General features: G+C 55.0%; 15 protein-coding genes. 4 read left to right on the top strand and 11 right to left on the bottom strand.

Annotated elements, in window-relative coordinates:
- The first annotated feature begins 183 nt into the window (after positions 1–183).
- Positions 184–1125, top strand: coding sequence for a nucleoside hydrolase (locus tag LOC67_RS13440; protein WP_230263122.1), 942 nt, complete (start codon positions 184–186; stop codon positions 1123–1125).
- Between the two features lie 75 nt (positions 1126–1200).
- On the opposite strand, the gene LOC67_RS27600 is transcribed toward LOC67_RS13440, so the two are convergent.
- From LOC67_RS27600 to LOC67_RS13425, 3 genes are all read right to left on the bottom strand, one after another.
- Positions 1201–3264 carry a BBP7 family outer membrane beta-barrel protein gene (locus LOC67_RS27600; protein WP_230263121.1) on the bottom strand — a complete coding sequence of 688 codons (2064 nt, stop codon included), beginning with the start codon at positions 3262–3264 and terminating at the stop codon, positions 1201–1203.
- Positions 3265–3583: 319 nt separating this feature from the next.
- Positions 3584–4570: a tRNA glutamyl-Q(34) synthetase GluQRS gene (gene gluQRS, locus LOC67_RS13430; RefSeq protein ID WP_230263120.1), complete on the bottom strand. Its 987-nt coding sequence runs from the start codon at positions 4568–4570 to the stop codon at positions 3584–3586.
- Positions 4567–5376 (bottom strand): sugar phosphate isomerase/epimerase family protein, encoded by an 810-nt coding sequence (locus tag LOC67_RS13425; RefSeq protein WP_410001133.1) that lies wholly within the window; start codon positions 5374–5376, stop codon positions 4567–4569. The genes gluQRS and LOC67_RS13425 overlap by 4 nt, the downstream gene beginning before the upstream one ends.
- A gap of 450 nt (positions 5377–5826) precedes the next feature.
- On the opposite strand from LOC67_RS13425, the gene LOC67_RS13420 reads away from it, so the two are divergent.
- Positions 5827–6063 carry a hypothetical protein gene (locus LOC67_RS13420; RefSeq protein WP_410001145.1) on the top strand — a complete coding sequence of 79 codons (237 nt, stop codon included), beginning with the start codon at positions 5827–5829 and terminating at the stop codon, positions 6061–6063.
- An 82-nt stretch (positions 6064–6145) separates the two neighbouring features.
- On the opposite strand, the gene LOC67_RS13415 is transcribed toward LOC67_RS13420, so the two are convergent.
- The gene (locus LOC67_RS13415; RefSeq protein WP_230263117.1) at positions 6146–7804 is read right to left on the bottom strand and encodes a prenyltransferase/squalene oxidase repeat-containing protein; all 1659 of its coding nucleotides are present in this window, start codon (positions 7802–7804) and stop codon (positions 6146–6148) included.
- 472 nt (positions 7805–8276) lie between these two features.
- The gene (locus LOC67_RS13410) at positions 8277–10049 is read right to left on the bottom strand and encodes a hypothetical protein (RefSeq protein ID WP_230263116.1); all 1773 of its coding nucleotides are present in this window, start codon (positions 10047–10049) and stop codon (positions 8277–8279) included.
- Between the two features lie 580 nt (positions 10050–10629).
- Between LOC67_RS13410 and LOC67_RS13405 the strand changes: the two genes are divergently transcribed.
- Positions 10630–11289, top strand: coding sequence for a redox-sensing transcriptional repressor Rex (locus tag LOC67_RS13405; protein WP_230263115.1), 660 nt, complete (start codon positions 10630–10632; stop codon positions 11287–11289).
- 59 nt (positions 11290–11348) lie between these two features.
- On the opposite strand, the gene LOC67_RS13400 is transcribed toward LOC67_RS13405, so the two are convergent.
- The 6 genes from LOC67_RS13400 to LOC67_RS13375 all read right to left on the bottom strand — a co-directional run bounded on the left by LOC67_RS13400 (position 11349) and on the right by LOC67_RS13375 (position 19964).
- Entirely contained in the window at positions 11349–12500 is a 1152-nt protein-coding gene (locus LOC67_RS13400) for a 5-(carboxyamino)imidazole ribonucleotide synthase (RefSeq protein WP_261366896.1), read from the bottom strand.
- A gap of 38 nt (positions 12501–12538) precedes the next feature.
- The gene (gene purE / locus LOC67_RS13395; protein ID WP_230263114.1) at positions 12539–13054 is read right to left on the bottom strand and encodes a 5-(carboxyamino)imidazole ribonucleotide mutase; all 516 of its coding nucleotides are present in this window, start codon (positions 13052–13054) and stop codon (positions 12539–12541) included.
- Between the two features lie 167 nt (positions 13055–13221).
- Positions 13222–13893, bottom strand: a complete 672-nt coding sequence (locus LOC67_RS13390; RefSeq protein ID WP_230263113.1) for an HAD family hydrolase — start codon at positions 13891–13893, stop codon at positions 13222–13224.
- An 872-nt stretch (positions 13894–14765) separates the two neighbouring features.
- Positions 14766–17792 carry a serine/threonine-protein kinase gene (locus tag LOC67_RS13385; RefSeq protein WP_230263112.1) on the bottom strand — a complete coding sequence of 1009 codons (3027 nt, stop codon included), beginning with the start codon at positions 17790–17792 and terminating at the stop codon, positions 14766–14768.
- Between the two features lie 104 nt (positions 17793–17896).
- Positions 17897–18556 (bottom strand): ECF-type sigma factor, encoded by a 660-nt coding sequence (locus LOC67_RS13380; RefSeq protein ID WP_230263111.1) that lies wholly within the window; start codon positions 18554–18556, stop codon positions 17897–17899.
- 142 nt (positions 18557–18698) lie between these two features.
- A complete protein-coding gene (locus LOC67_RS13375; protein WP_261366895.1) occupies positions 18699–19964 on the bottom strand; it encodes a sulfatase-like hydrolase/transferase in 1266 nt (421 codons plus the stop codon).
- Positions 19965–21238: 1274 nt separating this feature from the next.
- Between LOC67_RS13375 and LOC67_RS13370 the strand changes: the two genes are divergently transcribed.
- The gene (locus LOC67_RS13370) at positions 21239–22237 is read left to right on the top strand and encodes a DUF1573 domain-containing protein (protein WP_230263109.1); all 999 of its coding nucleotides are present in this window, start codon (positions 21239–21241) and stop codon (positions 22235–22237) included.
- Positions 22238–22649: the final 412 nt, after the last annotated feature.

The raw sequence follows: 22649 nt of genomic DNA, 5'->3' as shown, positions 1-22649 counted from the left end.
ATTTTTGCTGCGTTGGAGTGTGCGGAATAAAGAGCGTCCTGACCGGATAAGTTCATGCAACTTAGCGGTTTTTCGGACCAGTCGAGCTTTTTGGGACCGGTCAAGGTGCCGTGATACGACATCTTTACACAGGGTAAACAGATCGGGCTCGTTTAGAAACGCCCGGGACTTTACACTTTGCCTATGACAAGAAAAATCATCATCGATTCTGACCCCGGAATTGACGATGCGGTCGCGTTGACGATGGCATTGTTCGATCCGCGTTTAGAAGTCCTCGCGATTACCGCAACGGCGGGTACCGTCGATGCCGAACAGGCAACAGCAAATGTTGGAGCGATTGTTTCCAACCTTGATCCGCCTCGCTATCCACGCGTTGGCAAAGCGTCGCCACCAGATGAAGCCGCCGTCACCGACGACTCTTTTCTGAACGGGCGTAGCGGCCTGGGTGATTTCGAGGTTTCCTCGACAGCACGTCAGCACCTGCCGGCGAGCGAAAAGGTGATGGCGGAACTGCTGCGAGCCCATCCCGGTGAAATCACCATTGTCTGCTTGGGACCGCTCACCAATTTGGCTCGTCTAGCCCAGCGTGACCCTGCCGCATTGCAACAGGCGGACAAACTGGTCATCAGCGGCGGTGCCTATCGCAGTCCCGGCAACGCATCGCCGGTCGCAGAATTTAATCTGCACTTTGATGCAGTGGCTGCTGCCGACGTCTTCGCCTCACCAACGACCAAATCGCTTGTACCGCTGGATGTAACCAACAAAATTACGTTCGGCGTCGACCTGCTTGAACAACTGCCGGCAAAGTACACACGTGCGGGAGGCATACTACACGAAATGCTTCCACACGCCTTTCGAATGTCGCACCAACGCTTGGGACGCGAACTGCTACCCTTGATCGATGCGACGACGATTGCTGCGGTCCTTGAACCGGAGCTATTCGAATGGACCGAGATGGCAGGCAAGGTGGAAACCCAAGGGCTGCACACCCTTGGCATGAGCGTCTTTGACCGCCGGCTCCGTCCCGAATGGCACGACAACATGGAAGTCGCTCTAAAAGCGGACGTCGATGGTGTAAAGCAATTGATCCTCCGCAGCTTGAAGTACGCCGGGCAGCACACTTAAAACGCGAAAGAGGTGACTTCGTGCAGAACACAAAGCCACCTCCTCGTGATGGAATTCGTTAGTTGTCGGATCTTCCTACCAGTTGTAGTTGAATCCGAAGTAAGCTCCGAACATCGTGAAGCAGTCGTCCGCTCGGACTCGGCCAGCTGATTCAACGCTGGTGTATTCATCAGGCATCGAATCGATCGATGTCGCCACGCCGCACGCGGTCAAGATTCGATAACCGCAAGTCGCGGTCAAGCGATTGCAGACTCGGTATCCCAGTCCGAAATCCAGTTCGCCAAGGCCCGCAAGGCTGACGTCTGACTTTTCGGTGTAAAGGTCGCCTGCTCCGGCACCTTGCGAATCGGTATAGGCCATCACCATGTCGTTACCGATCCAGTGGGTAAAGCGAGCGTCGTTGCCATAGACGCCGACCTTGCCGCCGATGTTGACCATCAAGCGGCAACCCAACGCGTAGCTCAACTGCGATCCGAATTGATAGCCATAGAGGTTGTTTTCGGTTTGCAACTCGTAGTAAATGTCGCTGCCGCCTAGCCCTGGCATACCGTCGACGTCACCAGCGATCAGCAACTCGTCTTCAAGCTGGAACCATCGGAAGCCGTGCGAAGTTTGAACGCGAACACGACCCGAGCATGCTCGTGCTAGTGGACCGATCGCACTGCCATACAAGCGATTGCCACGACCGAAGCATCCGCCTTTGCTTCCGTACCCAGACTGACTGCCGCATCCGCCAAAATGTCCGGCAAACAGCGAGGTTGGATATGCCGATCCCAATCGGCGTGCTCCCATCAATCCGAAGCATGACAGGTTGACTTCGATCCCTTTGACGCGAATGTCTCGCTCAGAACAGATGCAAGTCGCGTTGGTGTCGTAGTCGTCGTAGACCGTTGTCGCACCACCACCACGGTTGATCGAAACCGTTCGAAGCGCGGGATGCGTGAAGCGAAGTCCAGCACCGCCATCGGTAAACATTCTCGACTGAGGATCTGGATCCCAATACAGGAAGCTAACATCGATTCCGTAGGCGCCACATCCTAGATAGCGTCCGAACCGTGTGTTTACACCGACGGTGTTGTCCGGATCCAAGTAGTTGTACTGACCGACAGCGACCCCGTTGTCATAGGTCGCGTAAACAGCGGTTGAGCTATCAGCGATCTCCCAGAACAGCAGATCCATTCCACCATACCATGGTGAAATTGGACCGACGCCACCACAAGCCGAGGTGCCGCATGCACCGGCAAAGCCACCCGATGCGCATCCTCCGCCAAGGCCGCACGATCCGGATCCGCATGAACCGGTATCACAACTTGCTGCTGAAGGCATGCCGCACGAACCGGTCCCGCAACCGCTGCAGCTTGGATCACCGCAGCCGCCGTCGCCACACGGTGCACCTTGCCAAGGTGCAGCTGCCGCGCTAGCGTAGGGGCTTGCGTAGGAATCGGGATATGACTGATGAACGTCTGCCGAATGGTGCTCGTGAACAACGGGATCGCCCGACAATACGGGTGCCGCATGCTCTTCACCATGATGTCCGACGCTGTAGTGATTGGCTCCGAATTGGCCGGCGTTCGGATTTGCGTCCCGTCGCGATTGCTGTGAAGCGACGGCAGGTTGCATCGGAACGTTTTGCATCCCATTGGCTGCAAAACGCTGTGGCTGCGGCTGAGTAAAACTCTGTTGCGGGAACGGCTGTTGAAGCCCTGGAGCAGCGTAGCCGTATTGCGGCTGCGCAGTGTATTGTTGCTGCGCAGAGTACTGTGGCTGCGCAGGGTATTGTGGTGCTTGATAGCCATACGGAGCTGGTGGATAAGCATAGGCTTGTGGGTAGCCCTGCTGTGGATATCCCTGATATTGAGGGAACCCCGGTTGCTGCTGAATCGGCATGGGCCGACCAACGGGAGCGGGCAAGTTTTCAATCTGCCCCTGCATCGCAACTTGTTTGATTTGGTCAGCCCGCGAACCTTCGTCAATCGCGTCTGAGTCTTGCATGCCCTCAATGACCGCTTCTAGTTCGGTCGATGGCATCCGAAACGAATTCCAATTCGACGGCTCGTCCGCATTGGCGTCTAGCGCAAAACCGGCACCAACGGCGAGCCCGAGTGCGGCGGCAAAGCACCGCGCAATTGGCGTCTTCACTGTACAACTCCTTTTTGTATTCCATCACGCCCACGATGGGATCTGCACAGCGATCGCAGCTCACCGTCGTGATTCGAGTCGTCCCGCCAGTAGCCTCAGTGCGACCTCGGAACCGCGTCCCCGACATCCTGGGGTGACGCAGTATTCTGAATCGGCCTTCAGGCACATGACTACTACTCTGTCAACTGATTTTGACAGTTGCGACATCGATTGCCACGTTGCAACCGCGATCTTTGGGATCGCCAGAACGATCGATGTGATCGTTAAACTTTAGCAAGCGTTCGCTTTGACCAAGAAACGACAGCGCTCGACAAACCAACTAGTGTGAGAAAACTGTCTGCGGATCGATAAGGATGTCTTCTTCGGGAAGCTTTGACCAAGCGAATTGTTCGATCACCTCGTTCGCTTGGCATTCTTCTAGGCGATCGATTAAGCCCAAACTGAATGCGGCCCATCCCACAATCATTTCGGGGCGAATTCCGCAATCACGATAAAAGCTCAGCCGAGTATCGCCATGACGCTTTGCAAGTCGCCGACCATCAAGTCCTCGTACCAATGGGACATGTGCATAGCTTGGTGAATCCAGGCCCAAATGACCAGCCAAGTCGATCTGACGAAAGGTGCTGGCGACCAAATCGTTACCACGGACCACCTGATCGACTCCTTGAATTTGATCGTCAATCAACACAGCCAACTGGTAACTCGCCTGTCCGTTGCGGGACACCACCGGAAAGTCACCAAGCTCTTCAGCAGGATTGCAACGCTGATTCCCCATTAGCAGATCGTCGAACTCGAGCGTTTCGCTACTGACGCGAAACCGAAAACAATGCTCGCGTTCTTGGATTATGTCACCGACTCGATAGCCGCTGCAAATTCCAGGATAGGGTGCAAGCTCACCTCGAAAGCGACTTTCATGAGGTGCAGATATCGCTTCTTCGATATCTTTACGCGAACAGTAGCAGGGATAGATCAAACCCTGCAGTCGAAGACGCTCAACCGCATCCCGATATTGTGCAAGATGATTCGTTTGCTTCGCGATCGTTGTATCCCAATCGATCCCAAGCCAACATAAATCTTCGATCGCTTGATCCTGAGCCCAGCTTTTGACTCGCGGCGAGTCCAGGTCGTCAATCCGAAGTGCCAATTCAGCACCAGCTTGACGTGCCGCCCAGAAGGCGGCGAGATGAGTTCTGGCGTTTCCCAAATGTTGCGCACCGGTCGGAGATGGAGCGAGACGACCGCGGCTCATCTTTTTGTCTTCAACGTCCACCGTGCCTGTCGTGTTGTCCCTGTCTTCAGTGCTCACTGTGCTTTCAACATATTTTCCATGCTTTGACGTGCAATCGCTTCGGGCCCCATCGCATAGTCAAACACTTCGACGCTGACCCAACCGTCATATTGGACTTCCTTGAGTGCTGCAAAAATCGGTACAAAATCGATGTCGCCCATTCCTGGGCCTTTCAAGTTTGGATCATTCGCATGGAAATGGATCATAGCATCGGCGTTGTCACGAATAATCTGATCGATGGGTGTCGGTTCGTCGCTCATGGCTTTCACGTCCAAATGCAACTGCACAAACTCGCTGTCGACGCGGCGCATCAATTCACGACCTTCGGCTGCCGTATTTAAGAAGTTTCCCTCGCCTCGACCTAGCGGCTCGATCGCAATCTTCACCTCACATTGCTCGAGCATCGGGGCGACCGATCGCAAACAATCTGCGGCCGCTTCCATTGCCTGTTCAGCCGATTGTGATTCCGGATAGTTACGTTGTTGAGGCGACCCCAAGACCATCAAATCGCCACCCAGATCCGCACAAAGCTCCGCAAGCTGAGATAGATACTGGGATGTTCGACCACGAACCGATTCGTCAAGCGTTGTCAGGTGGAAGCCGTCCGTCTTGGCCAGCAGCCAATGAAGCCCGATGATTTCCAAGCCGGCGTCGGAAACTTGATCACGGTACGCTTTGCGTTGATCCGGAGCAAATTGCGAAAGATTGTCCGTCAACATGAACGGTGCGACTTCCCATCCGGTGTACCCAGCTTCTTTTGCGATTCGCAGGGCTTCATCCAAAGGCATTTCGCCAAAGGTTTCATTGCAGATTGCGTATTTCACTTTCAACTTCCTGAATCATGGAGGGACGCTTGTCTAAGCTGACAGCCTGTTGACTAAGTATCGCTAACGTCGCGGTAGGCGGTGAATGCCGATGAAGATCTCAACAGGCAATTGTGGTGGGCTGGAAACAAATCCACCGGGCCATAGGATAGCAGGCAACAAGACTTTGCTGGAACCGGATGCCAGCGGGGTCGAAATTGCAATGTAGAAGCTCCGTTCGCGAGTGCTCGCAAATACGGTAGTCCCACGTTTCCCTATACCAGATTTTTGATCAATCCACGTTTCAAATCGCATTCGATTCGCGTCCTCGCATCAATTGCGCTGGTGGCAGTTGTAGTCGCGTTTGGGATCGCGATTTACTTGAAACCGAATCCACAAGGATTGGGCACGCATCAAAGTCTTGGACTTCCACCCTGTAGCATTCGAGTCCTTTTTGGGATTCGATGCCCAATGTGTGGCATGACTACATCGTGGTCGAATCTGGTGCGGCTGCGAATCGTGGAAGCATGCCAGGCAAGTTTTTCTGGCTGCCTAATGGCGGTCACCGCAATCGTCATCGGTGCCGCAAGTACGCGATGCGTCTTGTCAGGCACAGTCCCGAATGGTCGTCAGACGTTTTGGATGACGACAGCACTACTCGTGTCTTTGGTCAGCGCAATCGCTGAATGGTTGATACGGATTTCCTAGCCCGCCGACTGAAGATTGCTTTCGCACAAGAAATCAGCGTCCTTGCCAGTCGTGGACCGGATCAAAAACGATCCAGGACGTATCACTGATGACTGTAGAGAGGCAAGTGCCGGTAATAGACTTCCAGGCTATAGAGAGATAGACAGGTGGTATAGAGCCGGCCGCCGATCGACCACTTATCACGTTGCGGAGCCCAACTGCCGCGTTCGACGCCTTCACGAATTTGCATTGCGGGCAACTTCACTTTCATTTCGTCGTTCCACGTTTTCCATTGTGGGCCGCCGAAGTGATGAAAAACCTGAGTCGCGTAATACCAGTAGTAAACGTCCTGACTGTTCGCATCAAAGGGTGCATCGGAAAGCAACAAATTGACGCCGTCGACCATTGGTCCGTGATTGCGTTCCCAACCAAGGTACTGGCGACAGAGCAGGCCTTCGGCCGTCATCGCCGGGGTTGCGCTATTCTGCCGAGGTTGATACGAATAGCCGGCGCCGTAGTAGACGGAAGCCGAATCAAGGTACTCGGTGATTTTTCGAACGGCAGATTCGTTGACCTCGAGCCCCGACGCCATCGCGCTTTGGACGGCCATCACATACCAACCGGTCACCGAGGTATCCCCTGGTTCACCAGGACGATACCGCCAGCCACCATTTGGGCCTTGAGCAGTAAATGCGTAATCGATCGCCCGTTGGGCATAGGGACGGAGCCAGGAATCTTTGGTCATTCCATACAGTTCACAAAGTGCGATCGTTGCCTGAGCCTGGGCGTAGGCCCGGTCATTGCCTCTCGTTTTGGCGGCCATGTAGCCGCTACGATCCTGCATTCCGACCAACGCTTTGACACCTTTCTCGACCTCTTGTCGATAAGGGCCTTCGATATGCGTGTTCCCATCTCCAGCAAAGGCAAGAAGTGCCATCGCGGTGGCGGCACATCGGTTTTCGCTACTCGCTCCGTTGGCGTACGGACCATCGAGTCTCCAATAGCCGTAGCGGGTTTGCTGGCGTTTCAGCCAGGCAAGACCAAGTTTGACCGCTTCTTGTGTTTCTGGCGTTCCGCCATACATGGCAAGTAGGGCCGCGCGCATCGCACCGGTACGGCCACCGAACATCGGTTTGGAAATGGTGATTTCCCCAGGTCCAAACTGGTCTGGCTGGATGATCGCCTGCTCGACCGCTTCGACGTTGTCGAACATGTCGACGATTTCGGTTTCGACCAATGTGTCGTCGATCGCGTCAACGTCAGCCTCGACCGTTTCCGTCATCACAGGTGATGAAAGATCCAGTTCGACGGCATCCTCGGTGGATTCTTCGGCGATGCCGAATTCGATGACCAGGTTCTGAAATCCCTCGGGAACTGGGGACGTCAAAAGGGCCAGCACCAGCAGAACGATCAGGTGCATCACCAAACTGAGCAGCCAAGACGGAGCCGACTTGGTCACTTCTTCAGCTAAATCGTGCTCTTCTTCGGCGGTGGCAACGTCACTCGGCGGAGTCGCCGACTGATGCCTTGAGTCTACAGCGGAGGCATGGGCGTCGGTGATAGCGGGTAGCTCACCGCGCCAGCGCAGGTTGGCGGATCCAATTCCTGAACGAGGTCCGGACTCCGTCGGCCCGACCGTTGCCCCCTCGTTCTGAGCGTCGAGCGATCTGACCGGTGGCAGCGTCGACCTTGGCGGAGGTGGCGGTGGAGGAAGAGGTTTGTTTTCGGAATTGTCTGCGTTTTCGATCGGTATGGATTTCATTGCCGTTGGCTTTGGCAGGCCATCAGGCAGGGTTTGTTCACCCGTGTCAATGTGAACGGGATGTTGGATTTTATTGACGGGGCCATCACTGGCGGAACCGCGTGATCCAATCCCAGTTCGATTCACGCCTTTTTGACGACTTCCGCCAGAATCAACTTTACGTCGAATCTTGGCAGGAGGAATGGGCGGCGCGAGCGGAGGCAAATCGGCCGGGGGCCGTAATTTAGCCGACGAAGAGTCTGCAGCGAAACCTTGCGACACAACTGGTTCCCACAAGAGGGAAAGACGAGAACAAGTTTGGCCAACCAAACGTGCTCGCCCAGTATAACGCCTTTCGCCGACGACGACAAAAAGCGGAGCAGGATTTCCGGTGACCGGAACCCCGCCCCGCTTAGCTTGTCGCGTGCAGGTCAATTATTTGCCGGGCGTCCGCATAGGCAGCTGGCAATGCGGACCGCTCGAACAAATTTAATTAGCAGCCGCAGGAAGGTGCGGCAACTTCGCAACCGCAAGCTGGTTCAGCATCGCATCCGCAAGCGGGTGCAACGTCGCAGCAGCTTTTCTTGCATCCACCGAACAGCTTCTTCAGCAAACCACCTTTGTGGCCGCATCCGCAAGCTGGCTCGCAGCAGCTGCCGCAAGCGTCAGCCGAACCGCAACCACAAGCGTCAGCCGATCCGCAAGCGGGAGCTGGGCAGCAAACGGTTACAGGAACTTGCTTGCAGACAGTGCGTGGAACGCACTTGGTGACGGTGTAAGGTTCGCAAACCTTACGGCACTTAGCAACCTTGACGGTCTTGGTGTAGCACTCGGTGCGGCACTTGTTGACGCAAACGGTCTTGGTGCGGCACTCTGGGACCATTTTGCAAACTTTGTATTCGCAGGTCTTGGTGCGGCATTCTGGAACCATTTTGCAAGTGGTGTACTTGCAAGTCTTGGTGCGAGGCTCGCAAACATAGCTGCAAACGGTGTAGTTGCAGGTTTTGGTGCGGCACTCGGGAACCATCTTGCAGGTCGTGTACTTGCAAACTTTCGTACGTGGCTCGCAAACGTAGCTGCAAACGGTGTAGTTGCAGGTCTTCGTGCGGCACTCTGGAACCATCTTGCAGACGGTGTAGTTGCAGGTCTTGGTGCGGCACTCTGGGACCATTTTGCAAACTTTGTATTCGCAGGTCTTGGTGCGGCACTCAGGAACTCGCTTGCAAACGGTGTAAGGAATTTCGCGGGTGCGGCATTCTTTACGGTAGCGGGTGCAAGTGATTTCTTTTTCTTCGCAAGTTGGAACCCAAACTTTCTTGCAAACTTGCTTTGGTGGGCATTGAACGCATTCAACGCGGCACTTGCCAGGGCAGTAAACGCAGCGGCAAGTCGAAGCGTCGTAAGTCCAGGTGCCTGGCTCACGAACGGTGCGACGCATCGTTCCGCCAGGAACTTCTTCCGTGCGGGTTTCCCAGTGTCCACCTTTGACCGTGATGGTCTTGGTGAATTGCTCAGGAACCATAACGGTGTAGTTCTCGGTGCGAACTTTGTCTTCTTTCACCGTGTTGTAAACGGTGTAGTTGATCGTACGAGTTTTGGTTTCGTACGTAGGAACCATCACGGTGTAGTTGATGGTCTTGGTACGAGTCTCGTGGACCGGCTTCATCACGGTGTAGTTGATGGTGCGGGTCTTGGTCTCGTAAACCGGCTTTTTAACCGTGTAGTTGATCACTTTTTCGTGAGTCTCGTACACAGGTTTCATGACGGTGTAGTTGATCGTACGAGTTTTGGTCTCGTAGACCGGCTTCTTGACCGTGTAGTTGATCACCTTTTCGTGAGTCTCGTACACAGGCTTGTTGACGGTGTAGTTGATCGTACGAGTTTTGGTTTCGTACGTTGGCACCATCACGGTGTACTTGACTTCACGTTGCTCGGTGTAGGGCACGACGCGTGAAGCTTGGACTTCTTTATCTTCGTAGTACGTTTCGTACTTCGTGCGATAACGAGTCTCTTCGACTTGGTCGTAAACCGTTTCGGTCACGTTGCGCATCACGGTATACGAACCGCATCCGCCTTCTGCAGGTGCACTTTCAACAGCACCGGCAGCTTCTCCGCCTTCGACGACTTCACCGTCAGCGACGACAGAACCACCACACGAGCTACACCCTTGGTAGCTGATAGCGCCACAATAAGCGCCGCGTGCGGACTGAGCCCCCGAGACGATCGCCAGGATCGCCAGGGCGGGCAGTAACCACAGCCTTTTCATCTCTTCTTTCTCCAGGAAACACAATTTGGGTTGCAATGGGACGCACTGGATGATGCGAGACCCATTGCTCACACCCTCCTGCACTATTGGCGTGCACGTGCACTGCGACGAAAGACCCCCCGTTCGAGATGACGCATCCACCGAAGCGGCTCGTGACTTTCACCAACCATTCCCGTTACGGAAGGGAGGAAGATGGATCAGTCACGCAAAGGTTGCGTCCCAACGAATTGGGTCCTTATGCCGTCAATACATCGACTGCGTAAACGGTTCCGACCAAGTAAAGAGACTTGGCCTGGCAAATTTTGGCGGTTGGGTAGTCAGAGAGTGTCGCCAATAACAGGCGTATCGATTGTTCCGATTAGGCTGCCCATAGTACGACCGTAAACACCCTCTCGACCCGCCCACAGTGGCGTGTCTTCTCCACCGGGTTTGCCCTCGTCCCCTAGCGTTCAACTGATCGTTTTTGACTGGCCAAACGAATCGATCGCGACAATCATCAGGGTTAGATAGAGCTCCGGACGAAGGACTTCCGACGCGCATATCGCTTGAATCAGGCGCGGTGTTAAAGTCCAATACCCCCATGGACAACCACGAGGCACCTACCGATCCGCCGCAACCACCGGCGAAGTTTCCCCGCCCTGCGGTCGGTCGGTTCAGTCTCTACTACCGCGAGCTCTATCGCTTGCTCGACCAAGGGCAAACCCACATCAACAGCAAACAGCTGGGGACGATCGTCAATGTGTCGCCGGCAGTGATTCGGCGAGACCTCAGCAATCTGGGAACGATCGGTCGCCGAGGAGTGGGCTACCAAATTGACCAACTGATCGAACAAATTGGTGCCGTCCTTGGAAGCGGACTGCAATGGCAAGTCATCCTCGTCGGCGTTGGCTCTTTAGGAGATGCGTTGCTGCGCTACCGAGGTTTCGAACGGCTAGGGTTTCGCCTCGTCGCCGCGTTCGATGCCGATCCGGCCAAAGTGGGCAAACAGATGGGCGGTGTCGCGATCCTCAATGCCGAAACCATGGTCGGCAAACTCGCCGAGCTTTCCCCGGACCTAGCCATTATCGCGGTCCCTGCGGATGTGGCGCTCGACGTCGCGAATGAATTGGTAGCCGCCGGAATCAGCGGCATATTGAATTTCGCGCCGACGACCCTACGTCTTCCGCCAGGCGTCGCGGTTGTCAACGTTGACCTGGCCAGCGAATTGCAACGCTTGGCCTTCAGTGTTCAGAATCTTTAGGGCAGCCGCTCAGGAAACCAGGCAATCACGTTGGTCACGCCTTCATTGGGCGCAACAATCTACCTGTTCGTGCTCAGCACCGAACGAGCCGACAAAACACGTCGACGTGCTTCGTCCACGTTGTCACCGCTTGACGTCAGATGGCCCATCTTTCGTCCGATTCTCGCGGATTCTTTTCCGTACAGATGCAGCGAAACGCTCGGTTCGGCTTGCAGCAGTTGATCCCAACGCGTGTCCCCTTCGCTGGCCCAAAGATCACCCAACAAGTTTGCCATCGCTGCGGCAGGGACACGCAAACTTGGGTCGCCCAGTGGAAGCCCACAAACCGCTCGGACATGCTGTTCGAATTGGCTCGTAAAACACGCTTCGATCGTCAAGTGGCCGCTATTGTGAGGCCTCGGCGCGACCTCATTGATCATCAATAAATCGCCTTCAGCAACGAAAAGCTCGACGCACAAGACACCGACCAAATCCAATACCTCGGCCGCCTTCGTTGCCAACTCCGTCGCCTTCTCGATCAGCCCCGGCGACATGAATGACGGACACACGGTCGTATCAAGAATGTGATTGACATGATGATTTTCAAAGGGCGGAAAACAGCGTACTTCGCCCCTCGAAGATCTTGCAACAATCACTGAAGCTTCCGCTTCGAAGGCAATACACTTCTCTGCAATCCAATGCTCGGTCTCTTGCCAAGGAACCTCATCGATTTCGGTCGCGTCAGCAATGCGGTGTTGCCCCTTTCCGTCGTAGCCGCTGCGAGCTGTCTTGACGATGACAGGCCATCCGTGCTGGGCAGCAAAGGCCTCGACGTCCTGGCGGCCGGTGACTTTGGCAAACGGTGTCACGTTAAGGCCGGCATCAGCAAACGTTTGCTTTTCGATCAAGCGATCTTGAGCTGTAGCAAGCACATGATGCGAGGGATAAGTCGGCGCGTATTCACCGCACAAACGCATCGTGTCTGCCGGGATGTTTTCGAATTCCAATGAGATTGCGTCGCACTGGGAAGCAAACTTTCGCACGGCCTCATGATCATCAAGATGCCCCACAACCGTCCTTGTTGCTACCTGTGCGGCGGGCTCGTTTTCTGCGCCGCAAAAGACAACGACGTTGTATCCCATCCGCATTGCGGCGATCGCAAACATCCGTCCAAGTTGGCCCCCGCCCACCATTCCGATCGTGGCGCCTGGCAATATCGTTTTCGCGTTCAATGATTCGTTAGCTGTAGTGGTCGGGTAACGTAAGTTCTTTATTCCAGCTCAGTCGCATCAAGCACTTGTTGTGTTTGCTGGTCGATAAATGCCTGCAGCCTAGCATGTAGTTCGCCATCACCAATGGCTAGGATCCGTGCTGCCATCAACCCGGCATTCTTGGCGCCACTGGTCCCGATTGACATGGTTGCGACGGGAATCCCACCGGGCATCTGAACGATCGACAATAGCGAATCCATTCCGTTTAGAGCTCGGCTTTGCACGGGGACACCGATAACGGGCAAGGTCGTTTCCGATGCAACCATTCCTGGCAAATGGGCAGCACCACCAGCTCCGGCGATGATAACCTTCAAGCCCCGATTTTTCGCGGACTGAGCGTAGGCAAACATCCGCGACGGGGTTCGGTGAGCACTGACAACGGTGCGTTCGTGCGGAATCCCTAACGATTCGAGTATCTCGCAAGCCGGCCGCATGGTGTCCCAATCATTTTTGCTGCCCATGATGACGCCCACGAGTGCGTCCGTTTCGGGAAATTCAGTACCTGGGTCAGACATTGTCGCAGTGATTTGGAGTTTTAGATTCTGATCAGCTATTCAATTGTCATCGCAAACCGAACTCGAACGATGCGAGGACCACCCCACATCCGGCGAACGGCTGACATTGAGCCCCAGAAGATAGGCACACCAACCAAATTTTGCTACCGGAGCCCCCAAACGCCGGACTACTGAAGCAGAAAGTCGATGACGGTCGGATCGGTCAAATCATCGACGATACGGTCGGGCCCAGATTTTTCTAAATCGTCGCGGGAAGCGGCTCCGGTACAGACGGCCAGGCAGCGGGCGCCAATCGTTTGGGCACATTTCACGTCCGCAGGAGTGTCTCCGATCACAGTGACTTCGCTGGGCTTTCGACCCAACTCTTTGGTCAGAACATCGGTCGCTCGACGGGCCAAATCACACCGTTCGACATCCAATTCGCCACCGACAATCCAGCGAAAATATTGGTGCAGCCGAAAAGCCTCTAGTTTCATTCTCGCGGTTTCGGAAAAGTTGCCAGTCATCACGGCAAGCGCGGTCGCGGGAATGCCTTGCAGACGGGTTAACAATTCCGTGACACCGGGCAACACCTGCCCGGCAGTTCTAGGCAGCACCTGTTGCAAGACCGTTCCATAGCGACGGCGCAAGCGTTCGCGGTTGGTGCCCGAAGGGTCAATGTCGGCGATGCTTAAGATTTCATGCATCAAAGAACAGTCCGTACGACCGCCAAAGCAGATCTGCTCGATCGGAAAGTTCTCAACGGAAAACTCCTCGTCCATTGCCTGGACTAACGCCGATGCCCCCGCGCGCTGAGTGATCAGTAAGGTACCGTCGATATCGAAAAGCAATGTTCGCATGGCTGCTCAAAAGATGCCCCTGTGGGATGTTTCACCAGACGCGAAATCATAGCCGTTGGCGATAGTTGCATACACCTCAGCCGTATGCCGAGTAGTCTGGTCCGGTTCGCGATAGCAACGGCTGAATCGATTTCTGTCATCAGCCACTGCCGCCAGCCCGCGGTGATCGGGATTGCTAGTCCTGAGCACGTAACCGCACGCTGGCGCGTGGCGGCTGATAGAAACCGATTCCCCGGACTGCCCTCTCATCAGCCGCAGAGCGCCAGCTCGCGGATATCGGCGCACTAGTCCCGAACACGTAACCGCACGCTAACGCGTGGCGGCTGATAGAAACCGTACAAACTGAGCCGGGTCGCGCTAGCGACGGTTCAATGAATCACCGAACCTCGCACAGGACACAGAACCGCACGCTCGCGCGTAGCGGCTGATCATCACCCGATTCCCCGGACTGCCTTCTCATCAGCCGCAGGGCGCCAGCCCGCGGTTTCTCCCCCAGACCGATCTTGAACACGTAACCGCACGCTGGCGCGTGGCGGCTGATAGAGACCGTACAAACTGAGCCGGGTCGCGCTAGCGACGGTTATAAAATAGGACGCACGCGCCCACGGCTGATCGCGCCTCGGCTGTCAAAACCGCTATCTCATCAGCCGCAGAGCGCCAGCTCGCGGTTAACGGCGCACTAGTCCTGAACACGTAACCGCACGCTGGCGCGTGGCGGCTGATAGAGACCATACAAACTGAGCCGGGTCGCGCTAGCGACGGTTATGAAACGACCTGTCTCGCTACTGAGGGACTCAAAAACAGGACTCGTCACCTCGTCCACAACGAGCTAGAACGCGATCGGGACGCGTCCCCAGCCTTCTCAATCCCCATCACGTCGCAATGGGCAAGATCTGGGCGACGGACGGCGAATACTTCATTTGGCTAAACGCTGGGTGCTTCGCGAGTAGCAATGGGAACATCAACGCGCTCGCTTCGTCCAACCGACTCGACAAACTTTCGTCGACCGCGCCACCAGAACGCAACTGCCAGATCGCGCGGTTGAGTTCCACACCAAACGGACCATATGGGAAAGCCTCAAGCAATTCTTCTCGCAACGCGTAGTATCGCTGTCGATCGAATGTCTGGTCAGTCGGCTGCCCCATCAATTCCGCGGCTTCGTCATACCGCACCTCTTCCTCATACATATCCAACAGCAATCCAATCACATAGCGGCGTGCCGGATAGTCCTTAGGCGTTGTCTCAAAATATCGAGTTACATCACGCTTGGCACGCGTTTGATAGTTGAAGAACCAATCCAAACGTGCACGGTCGATTTTGACCATCAGTGACATGGGGTTCAATCTCGCCGCCCGGTTGATCGCGTCGAGCGATTCCATCTCTCGATCTATCGCCGCGAAGTACAAACTGCTCTGGTGTTCGATTTGCCAGTCGTATTTATTTTCGCGTCGCAGTTCCTCGAAAATTTCACCGGCTAAAGGATAGTCGTACTGAGCCTGCCACTCATACATCGCTCGCGCCAGACGAGCATCTTGTGAATGAGGGTCCAGCTCCATCGCATGGGTGAAATTGTCCGTCGCGGTCTTCAGGTAGCCTGCGGCTTTTGGCATTCCGCTGCGTGCAGCCAAATGTAGCGCAGTGACCGCAGAGGCTGCGAGCGGCTCGCTGAGTCGCGGATCCTCTTGATGGGCATGCAGAAAACATGCGAGTGCATTTTGCAATCCCATCGTACTGTCAATGTCCGCGTACGCGCGGCCTTTCACCAAGCATCCATAGGAATGTGGATCCGGTTGATCCTCGCTATGTTGCCCGGTTGTTTGCAGATTCTTGCCGATCTGTTTCGCAATCTCAGCAGCAACGGTACTGCGAGCCAAGAACTGCCCTTCGCTGCTTTCCTGCTGTTGTTCGATAACGAATTCGTTTCCAGCGACTACCGTGCCTTCCTTGGCGTCAATCACTTGCCAGTAGAACGACCAGAAGAACCTCTCGCCGCGTCGTTGTTGTTTGAATACCCCGTCGATAAGGACTTCGACATCCAACTCTTTTCCAAGCTCGACGTAGCTGTGCGAATCATCGACAACCATCGGTCGATAGGGACGCACTGCCAACCCATCGATCTTGGAAAATTCATTCACAAGCGATGATGCCAAGATGTCAGCGTCCTCGATCCGTCTGGCATCCAGTGGCACACGATCACCTACGGTACTGGAGTTGCGACTGTTTTCTCTTGGGGTCAAAACCGCGATCGCCTGAACCTTCGCCATCGGATTCGCGGACGAGCGGTATGACAGCGCCCCCAGCAATCCTCCTAGCATCCCACCGGCAATCGTTGTCAGCGCATGTCGACGAGTGACGGACTCCCACACAGAGGTTTTCCCGAGCTCCGCCCGGATTTCTGCTTCTGCAGCCTCGCGAGTTTGCTTGATGTTGTAGGCCCGCAGCTTGGTTGTGACATCGGCTGCCGATGGACGTAGAACCGGATCCTTTTGCAGACACTGACGAATCACATCGCAAACAATTCTGGATTGCTCGCATGCATTTTCGGGGTAACGAATTTCACCTTGTAAGGTAAACGCCAGCCGATCCGCCGCGGTCTCACCCACGATGGCAGGTGAACCGTACATCGATTCGTAAAGCACACAACCGAAGGCAAACATATCGGCAGCTTCCGTTGCGGCCTCGCCTCTGGCTTGTTCGGGCGCCATGTATCCAGGTGTGCCCAAAATCATTCCTGCACGAGTCTTTTTCGAATCGCCTTGTCGCAAGTCACTATCGCTGACTCGAGACAACCCAAAATCAACAAGCTTGATGCGCAGGTTGCCATCGGATGCGTCATCAACCAGCATCACATTCTGCGGCTTTAAATCGCGATGAATGACGCCAGACGAATGGGCTGTCGCCAAAGCACTAGCGATTTGCATTCCGACATCCGTCGTCTGCTTCACAGTCAACGGCCCTGCGGCGAGTTGCTCGGCGAGCGTCATGCCGCTAAGAAATTCCATCACAGCGTAGGGCGACCCATCGGCAACACCAACATCGAAAAGCTCGACGATGTTAGGGTGCGATAGCGCTGCGACAGCCTTCGCCTCCCTTTCAAATCGCTCCACCAATTCAACTCGACGCGGATCATTTGCCGCTAGATGTGGAAACCCCAGCATCTTGATCGCGACTGGACGATCCAGACGAGTGTCAGCCGCACGATAGACAACGCCCATGCCTCCTTTGGCAAGCACTGCCGTGACAGAAAATGGGCCGATCGAAAACCGTTGACGTAGCGACTTGGTATCGTGGTCGCCTTCGTGAACAGGATTTACGTCAACGGGTTGTTTATTCCGACCGTCACCGTCAAGTGATGACGAGTCTTGCTTGCCAGAAGACAAGTGACCAGATCCGGTGTCCATCTGGCTGACAGGGCGTCCACCCAGTAATCCGTCTTCTCCTGCTGAATTCGCCGACGGGGCCCAATGAGTCTCCACGCCTTGCGTTTCAATTTCTCCGCTCGAAGTTTGATTGGTCTGCCCAGTGCCAACATGACTGACATCAGTACCATCAACCGGAAAGTCACGACGTGAATGAGATTCGATTTCGGATCGGTCAGCGGACGAAGTTTTCGACTGGAAAGGGGTCGGTGGGCTGATGCTCGATCCGCCCGCTGAATCTGTCGATTTTATTTCCGCTTCAATGGCGGCAAGCTCTTCGCGCAATAGCCCCACCAGTTCCCTGGAAGGTGTCTGTGGATAACGCGAAACGAAAGCTTTAACAAAGGTTTCCGATTCGACATTTTCTCCGGCGCGCAGTTTTTGTTCGTAGTCCAAACAGACCGCGTCGAGTGCCGCTAGATCATCAGCGGAAAGATCATTCAGGTTCATCTGCAGCATTTCCAATTCAATGAATGCCAATGATCCAATCGTAAGCCAAGCCCCCGATCAATATGGGGATCAGGCCGGTTCCACTGATGACGATCCAGCTGGAATTTTTGCATCACCGCATCGGTTCCCTTCAATCAGTCAGACGAGTCTCTTTCGTCCGAGTCTGCCTCTTCAGACCAAATCCGCCTGATCAATTGCAGCCGCCGCTCTGTGGCCCTCTTGCTAATTCCCATTCGACCGGCGATTTCGTCGACCAGGAATCCGTCCATTCGCATCACCGCAATCTGTCTCAGCTGGGCGTCTGGCAATTGATCCAGCAAAGAATTACATGCTTCTTCCAGCTCAATGGTCAAATCCGCCGTGTTCCCGTCACTTGCGATCGCGCCGATACCGCCATTGCGATTGAGTTGTTCAGGGTCAACAAAGACCGATTCACCCCGAACAGATCCGCCACCACGTTTCTGTCGAGTTTGGTGTCGCAGGTGGGCGTTCACTTTCCGGCTGGTGAGGGTAATCAAGAGCCCCCACAAATTATCTGGCCCGCTAAGATCGGGGAACTGATCGCGGCGAATGCCCGCAATAAACGAATGAAATGCAGACAGGGCTACGTCTTCTTCGTCACCAGCACGCTTTAAGTTCGCCGGCAAACGCTTGGCTGCCAATCGAACCAACTGTTGAAAATATCGGTCCCAGAGTTCGGCAATAGCGTCATCATCGCCTTGGCGAACTCGTGCTAAGGCGTCAAAAAATTTCTGCAGGTCGGCGTCGTTGCTGTAACGTTGGGGCTCATCCATAGGCGCATCATGACCAATGACTGAATCTTCGTTCAACCCCGAGCGAATTTGACTTGTTTGGCAAACTGCAGTCCGCAGACGGCTTGGCGGCGGCCCGCCCACCGACAACAGGTTCGTCGAACGGACCGAAAAAGTGGTTCCATTAGCGTCCGAAACGCGATCGGCGTTCTGCCAAGACTTCGTCATTTGCCTTTGTTTTTTCCCTGTGAACGGCCATCGCTTCGGTCAACTTGCTGAATACGGCCTGTGTCTCTTGGTCTAGCTCTGAACCACTGAGGTCACGTTTTTCAAGCAGGTCGTCGTGCGTATCAAAAAACCTGCCGTCGGAATACAGCTTGTATCTCGCCGTCCGCACGTGCTCGCTGGCCTTGTCACGCTTTCCATCCCTCTCGTACCAGCAATAGATGTAATCCTTACTGCGATTTTCAGGTTTGCCCTCGAAAACTGGCAGCAAACTTTCGCCTGACAGCTGCTCCATTTGCTTGGGTTGGTGCCCGGCGGCATCCACCAAGGTCGGAAAAACATCTGACAAGTCAACCAATTGATCCGAAACACTCCCGGCTTCGATCACTTCGGGCCAGCGGGCAATGAAGCCAACGTGTGTCCCGTTGTCGGTCGTTTGCCCTTTTCCGCCGACGTAGGAATTGCCACGCCAGATAGAAGTCACGCTTTGGTAGGTCCCATTGTCGCCCGTCCAAATGATCAATGTGTTGTCACCAATACCGTTTTGATCAACGCAATCGACCAACTTGCCGACCATTTTGTCGGTGTAGTGCACCATCGCATTCCAGTACTTTGGCCCCTTGTATCCGCCGGGTTCATTCTTAGCATCTTTCCACATCTCTGGGTCCCAGTCCGGATGATCCGGCGTCGGCACGAAGGGCCAATGCGGCATGATCATCGGATAATAGACCATGAACGGTTGCTCGGGATTCTGTGTTGCCTGCTTGCTGATAAAGTCGACCAAGTACTGCGAAACGATATCAGGACCGAATTCACCGTTCTTAAAATCGGCGACCTTCCCGTCGATTTCCAATCCGGGGTTTGGATAGCGACTCGGACGACGCGTCAGTTGCCAAAGACAGTAATTGTCAAATCCGAATCGCCGCGGCGCGTCAAATCCGCCCGAAAGCTGCCACTTGCCGGCGATGCAGGTCGAATAGCCGATTGACCGCAATTCGTTGGCAAAGGTGGTCGCTGCGGGATCGAGCACTCCAAACCGCAAATAGTTCTCGTTGTTGTAGATACCCGTCATCAATTGCACGCGTGAGGGCGTGCAGATCGGTTGAGCATGAGCGTTTTCAAATCGAATGCCTTCGGCGGCCAGGCGATCCAGATTAGGAGTGCTGTACAAAGTGCTCCCGTATCTGCCCAAGCATTCAACGCCGATGTCGTCGGCCATGATCATAATCAAGTTTGGCCGTCTCACGTCGCCCTGGGCTGCTGCTCTCACCGCAGGTTGAGCCTGGACAGACGCACAGAAGATCGAAACAAAAGCGAGCGCTGCGATGTGCAGGAAATTTGATCGCATAGCTGAGATACGAATATTGATCGACAAGGTACAGGTCCTCTTCAGTTTAACGTCCGCATAAACCCATCAGCCCCAATCTTATCAGCGGCAGAGCGATAGCTCGCGGTTTGCGTCGGAGCCTAGTTGCCAATCCCTGGGAACCGCACGCTGGCGCGTGGCGGCTGATCATGCATCACCACAACCGGAATCATATCAGCCGCAGAGCGCCGGCTCGCGGTTTGCCTCGGGGCCTAGTTACCAATCCCTGGGAACCGCACGCTGGCGCGTGGCGGCTGATCGTGCATCGCAACCACTGCAATTCTATCAGCCGACGAGCGTTAGCTCGCGGTTCGCGTCGGAGCCTAGTTGCCGATCCCAGGGAACCGCACGCTGGCGCGTGGCGGCTGATCATGCGTCGACACAACCGGCATCATATCAGCCGCAGAGCGCCAGCTCGCGGTTTGCCACGGAGCCTAGTTGCCGATCCCGGGAAACCGCACGCTGGCGCGTAGCGGCTGATCATGCATCGCCATAACCGAAATCATATCAGCCGCAGAGCGCCGACTCGCGGTTCGCGTCGGAGCCTAGTTGCCAACCACTGGGAACCGCACGCTGGCGCGTGGCGGCTGATAGACTCCAACCAACGACGCCCAAACAATTTCAAAAACGTTGCAATTTAATCAGCTTTCCTTAGCAACAAATCTGAAACCCCAACGAGGACTTCAGCATCGCATTGTGGTGAACTTTGGTCTCCCATCAGGCCTCAATGTTAACGCAACTGCAATATCCGAGTCGCACGATCGTTTTGATCTTGTGGAAAAAGCGTTATCCAACAATGGATTGACTTGCCCCGATTAGTCTGATTCGTAATGATTTTCAAGTCACTCAGGCATCTCACTCAGTGCCATGCAGACTGGTTAGGCAAACGAGGATTCGATTGGCAATTGGACGCTAAATCTTCGGTATTGTGGCGTTCACAGATTCGCTGATGAGCTGGTTCCCAGTTGTGTTGACGCCTTGACGCTGCTGCCACTTGTTCTGGTGACATGATGTTGCGGGAAAGTCACCATGATGCTTTTTTTGACCTAAGTTCCCTCAAGCGGGGAACGTTGATAGCGACATTCGCGCTAAATGAACTGATCACAACAGAAACGCCTACCGGGGGATCGAAAATGTCACGCGCGAAATTCGTCGCGACTCTTGCCTTCACCATTTGCTTGCTCGCTGGCGGAGCAACCGAAGGACTAGCCGCGTGGCCAGACAACGCCTTCCCTGTAAAAACGCACGACTTCGGAACCGTTGCGGTCGCAGCAAAAACCGAATTCCGTTTTCCGATTCACAATCCCTATACCAAACCGCTGCACCTCCGAACGGTTCGTCGCAGCTGCGGTTGCACCACGCCGATCATCGAAACCGAATACATCCAACCTGGTCAGACCGGCTCGATTCTCGCGCGTTTCAACACCGACACATTTCGTGGCAAGAAAGGTGCAACACTAACCGTTGTGGTCGACGAGCCTTTCTACAGCGAAGTCCGACTGCGCGTTGATGGTTACATCCGTAGCGATATGGTCTTCCACCCTGGATCGATCGACTTTGGTGCGATCAGCCAAGGCGAACCGCAATCGAAAACGTCAAAGATTCTCTACGCTGGACGGTCGGATTGGCAGATTGCGGATGTCCGTAGCAACGTCCCTTGGTTGGTCCCAACCTCCAAAATGGTCAGCCGTAGCGGCACCCGTGTGACTTATGAACTGACCGTTGCCGTCCGTGAAGACGCCCCGACAGGCTCTTTTCAAGACGAAATCGTTGTGATCACAAACGATAACAAACGTCCCGAAGTCCCCTTCAAAGTCTCCGGTAGCATCGAAAGCCCGCTGACCATTTCGCCCCAAGCGATCGCGTTCGGCAGCGTCAAACCGGGTGAAAAGTTGATGAAGCAGTTGGTGATCAAAGGCAACAGCGACTTCACGATCGACTCGATCACATGCGAAGGCTGGGATGTTGACTTCCCCGAGTCCAAAGTTGCCAAGCGTGTGCATATCGTGCGGGCGAACTTCACCGCTGCCGATGTCAACGGTCCAACAAAGTCAACCATTGAGATCAAGACCGGTGGAGAACAATCCGTGACCGCCAAAGCAGTTCTGACTGCAGACGTGCGTGAAGAATAGGATCGGTTTGACAAACGGCGATTGAGCGTTCATCGCACGCTGCCGCGCCAGCCGCTGATGACGCATCACCAACACTGCAGTTCTATCAGCCGCAGAGCGCCAGCTCGCGGTTTGCCTCGGGCCTGGCGATCGACTCACCCAACCGCGGCTAGCGCCTTTGCGGCTCAGGGGAACAAACACCTGAGCCGGTTCGCGCTAGCGACGGTTAAATGAGATTCAAACTTGACCGGCGGGCAGAGCCCGCAAGACATCGCATGCGAGGCAGGAGCCTCGCACGAGGATCTCGTCGCTGGGCGCCGCCTTGCGACGCACTGAATGGCAGCCTCCGGCTGCCGGGAATGCACCCAACCGCGGCTAACGCCTTTGCGGCTCATTCAGTCCGCGCAACCTCGGCCGATTTGGGATACCAACG

This window comes from Stieleria sp. JC731 (assembly GCF_020966635.1).
Classification (GTDB): Bacteria; Planctomycetota; Planctomycetia; order Pirellulales; family Pirellulaceae; genus Stieleria.
Note: the sequence above shows the minus strand (reverse complement) of the source record. Positions and strands in the feature narration are given on the sequence as shown.

What these genes read in the sequence shown, in the direction of transcription:
- LOC67_RS13405 (WP_230263115.1), top strand. Translation starts at nt 10,630, where the DNA reads ATGGACAACCACGAGGCACCTACCGATCCGCCGCAACCACCGGCGAAG.
- LOC67_RS13410 (WP_230263116.1), bottom strand. Translation starts at nt 10,049, where the DNA reads ATGAAAAGGCTGTGGTTACTGCCCGCCCTGGCGATCCTGGCGATCGTC.
- LOC67_RS13390 (WP_230263113.1), bottom strand. Translation starts at nt 13,893, where the DNA reads ATGCGAACATTGCTTTTCGATATCGACGGTACCTTACTGATCACTCAG.
- LOC67_RS13380 (WP_230263111.1), bottom strand. Translation starts at nt 18,556, where the DNA reads ATGGATGAGCCCCAACGTTACAGCAACGACGCCGACCTGCAGAAATTT.
- purE (WP_230263114.1), bottom strand. Translation starts at nt 13,054, where the DNA reads ATGTCTGACCCAGGTACTGAATTTCCCGAAACGGACGCACTCGTGGGC.
- LOC67_RS13375 (WP_261366895.1), bottom strand. Translation starts at nt 19,964, where the DNA reads ATGATCATGGCCGACGACATCGGCGTTGAATGCTTGGGCAGATACGGG.
- LOC67_RS13440 (WP_230263122.1), top strand. Translation starts at nt 184, where the DNA reads ATGACAAGAAAAATCATCATCGATTCTGACCCCGGAATTGACGATGCG.
- LOC67_RS13420 (WP_410001145.1), top strand. Translation starts at nt 5,827, where the DNA reads ATGTGTGGCATGACTACATCGTGGTCGAATCTGGTGCGGCTGCGAATC.
- LOC67_RS13370 (WP_230263109.1), top strand. Translation starts at nt 21,239, where the DNA reads ATGTCACGCGCGAAATTCGTCGCGACTCTTGCCTTCACCATTTGCTTG.
- LOC67_RS13415 (WP_230263117.1), bottom strand. Translation starts at nt 7,804, where the DNA reads ATGAAATCCATACCGATCGAAAACGCAGACAATTCCGAAAACAAACCT.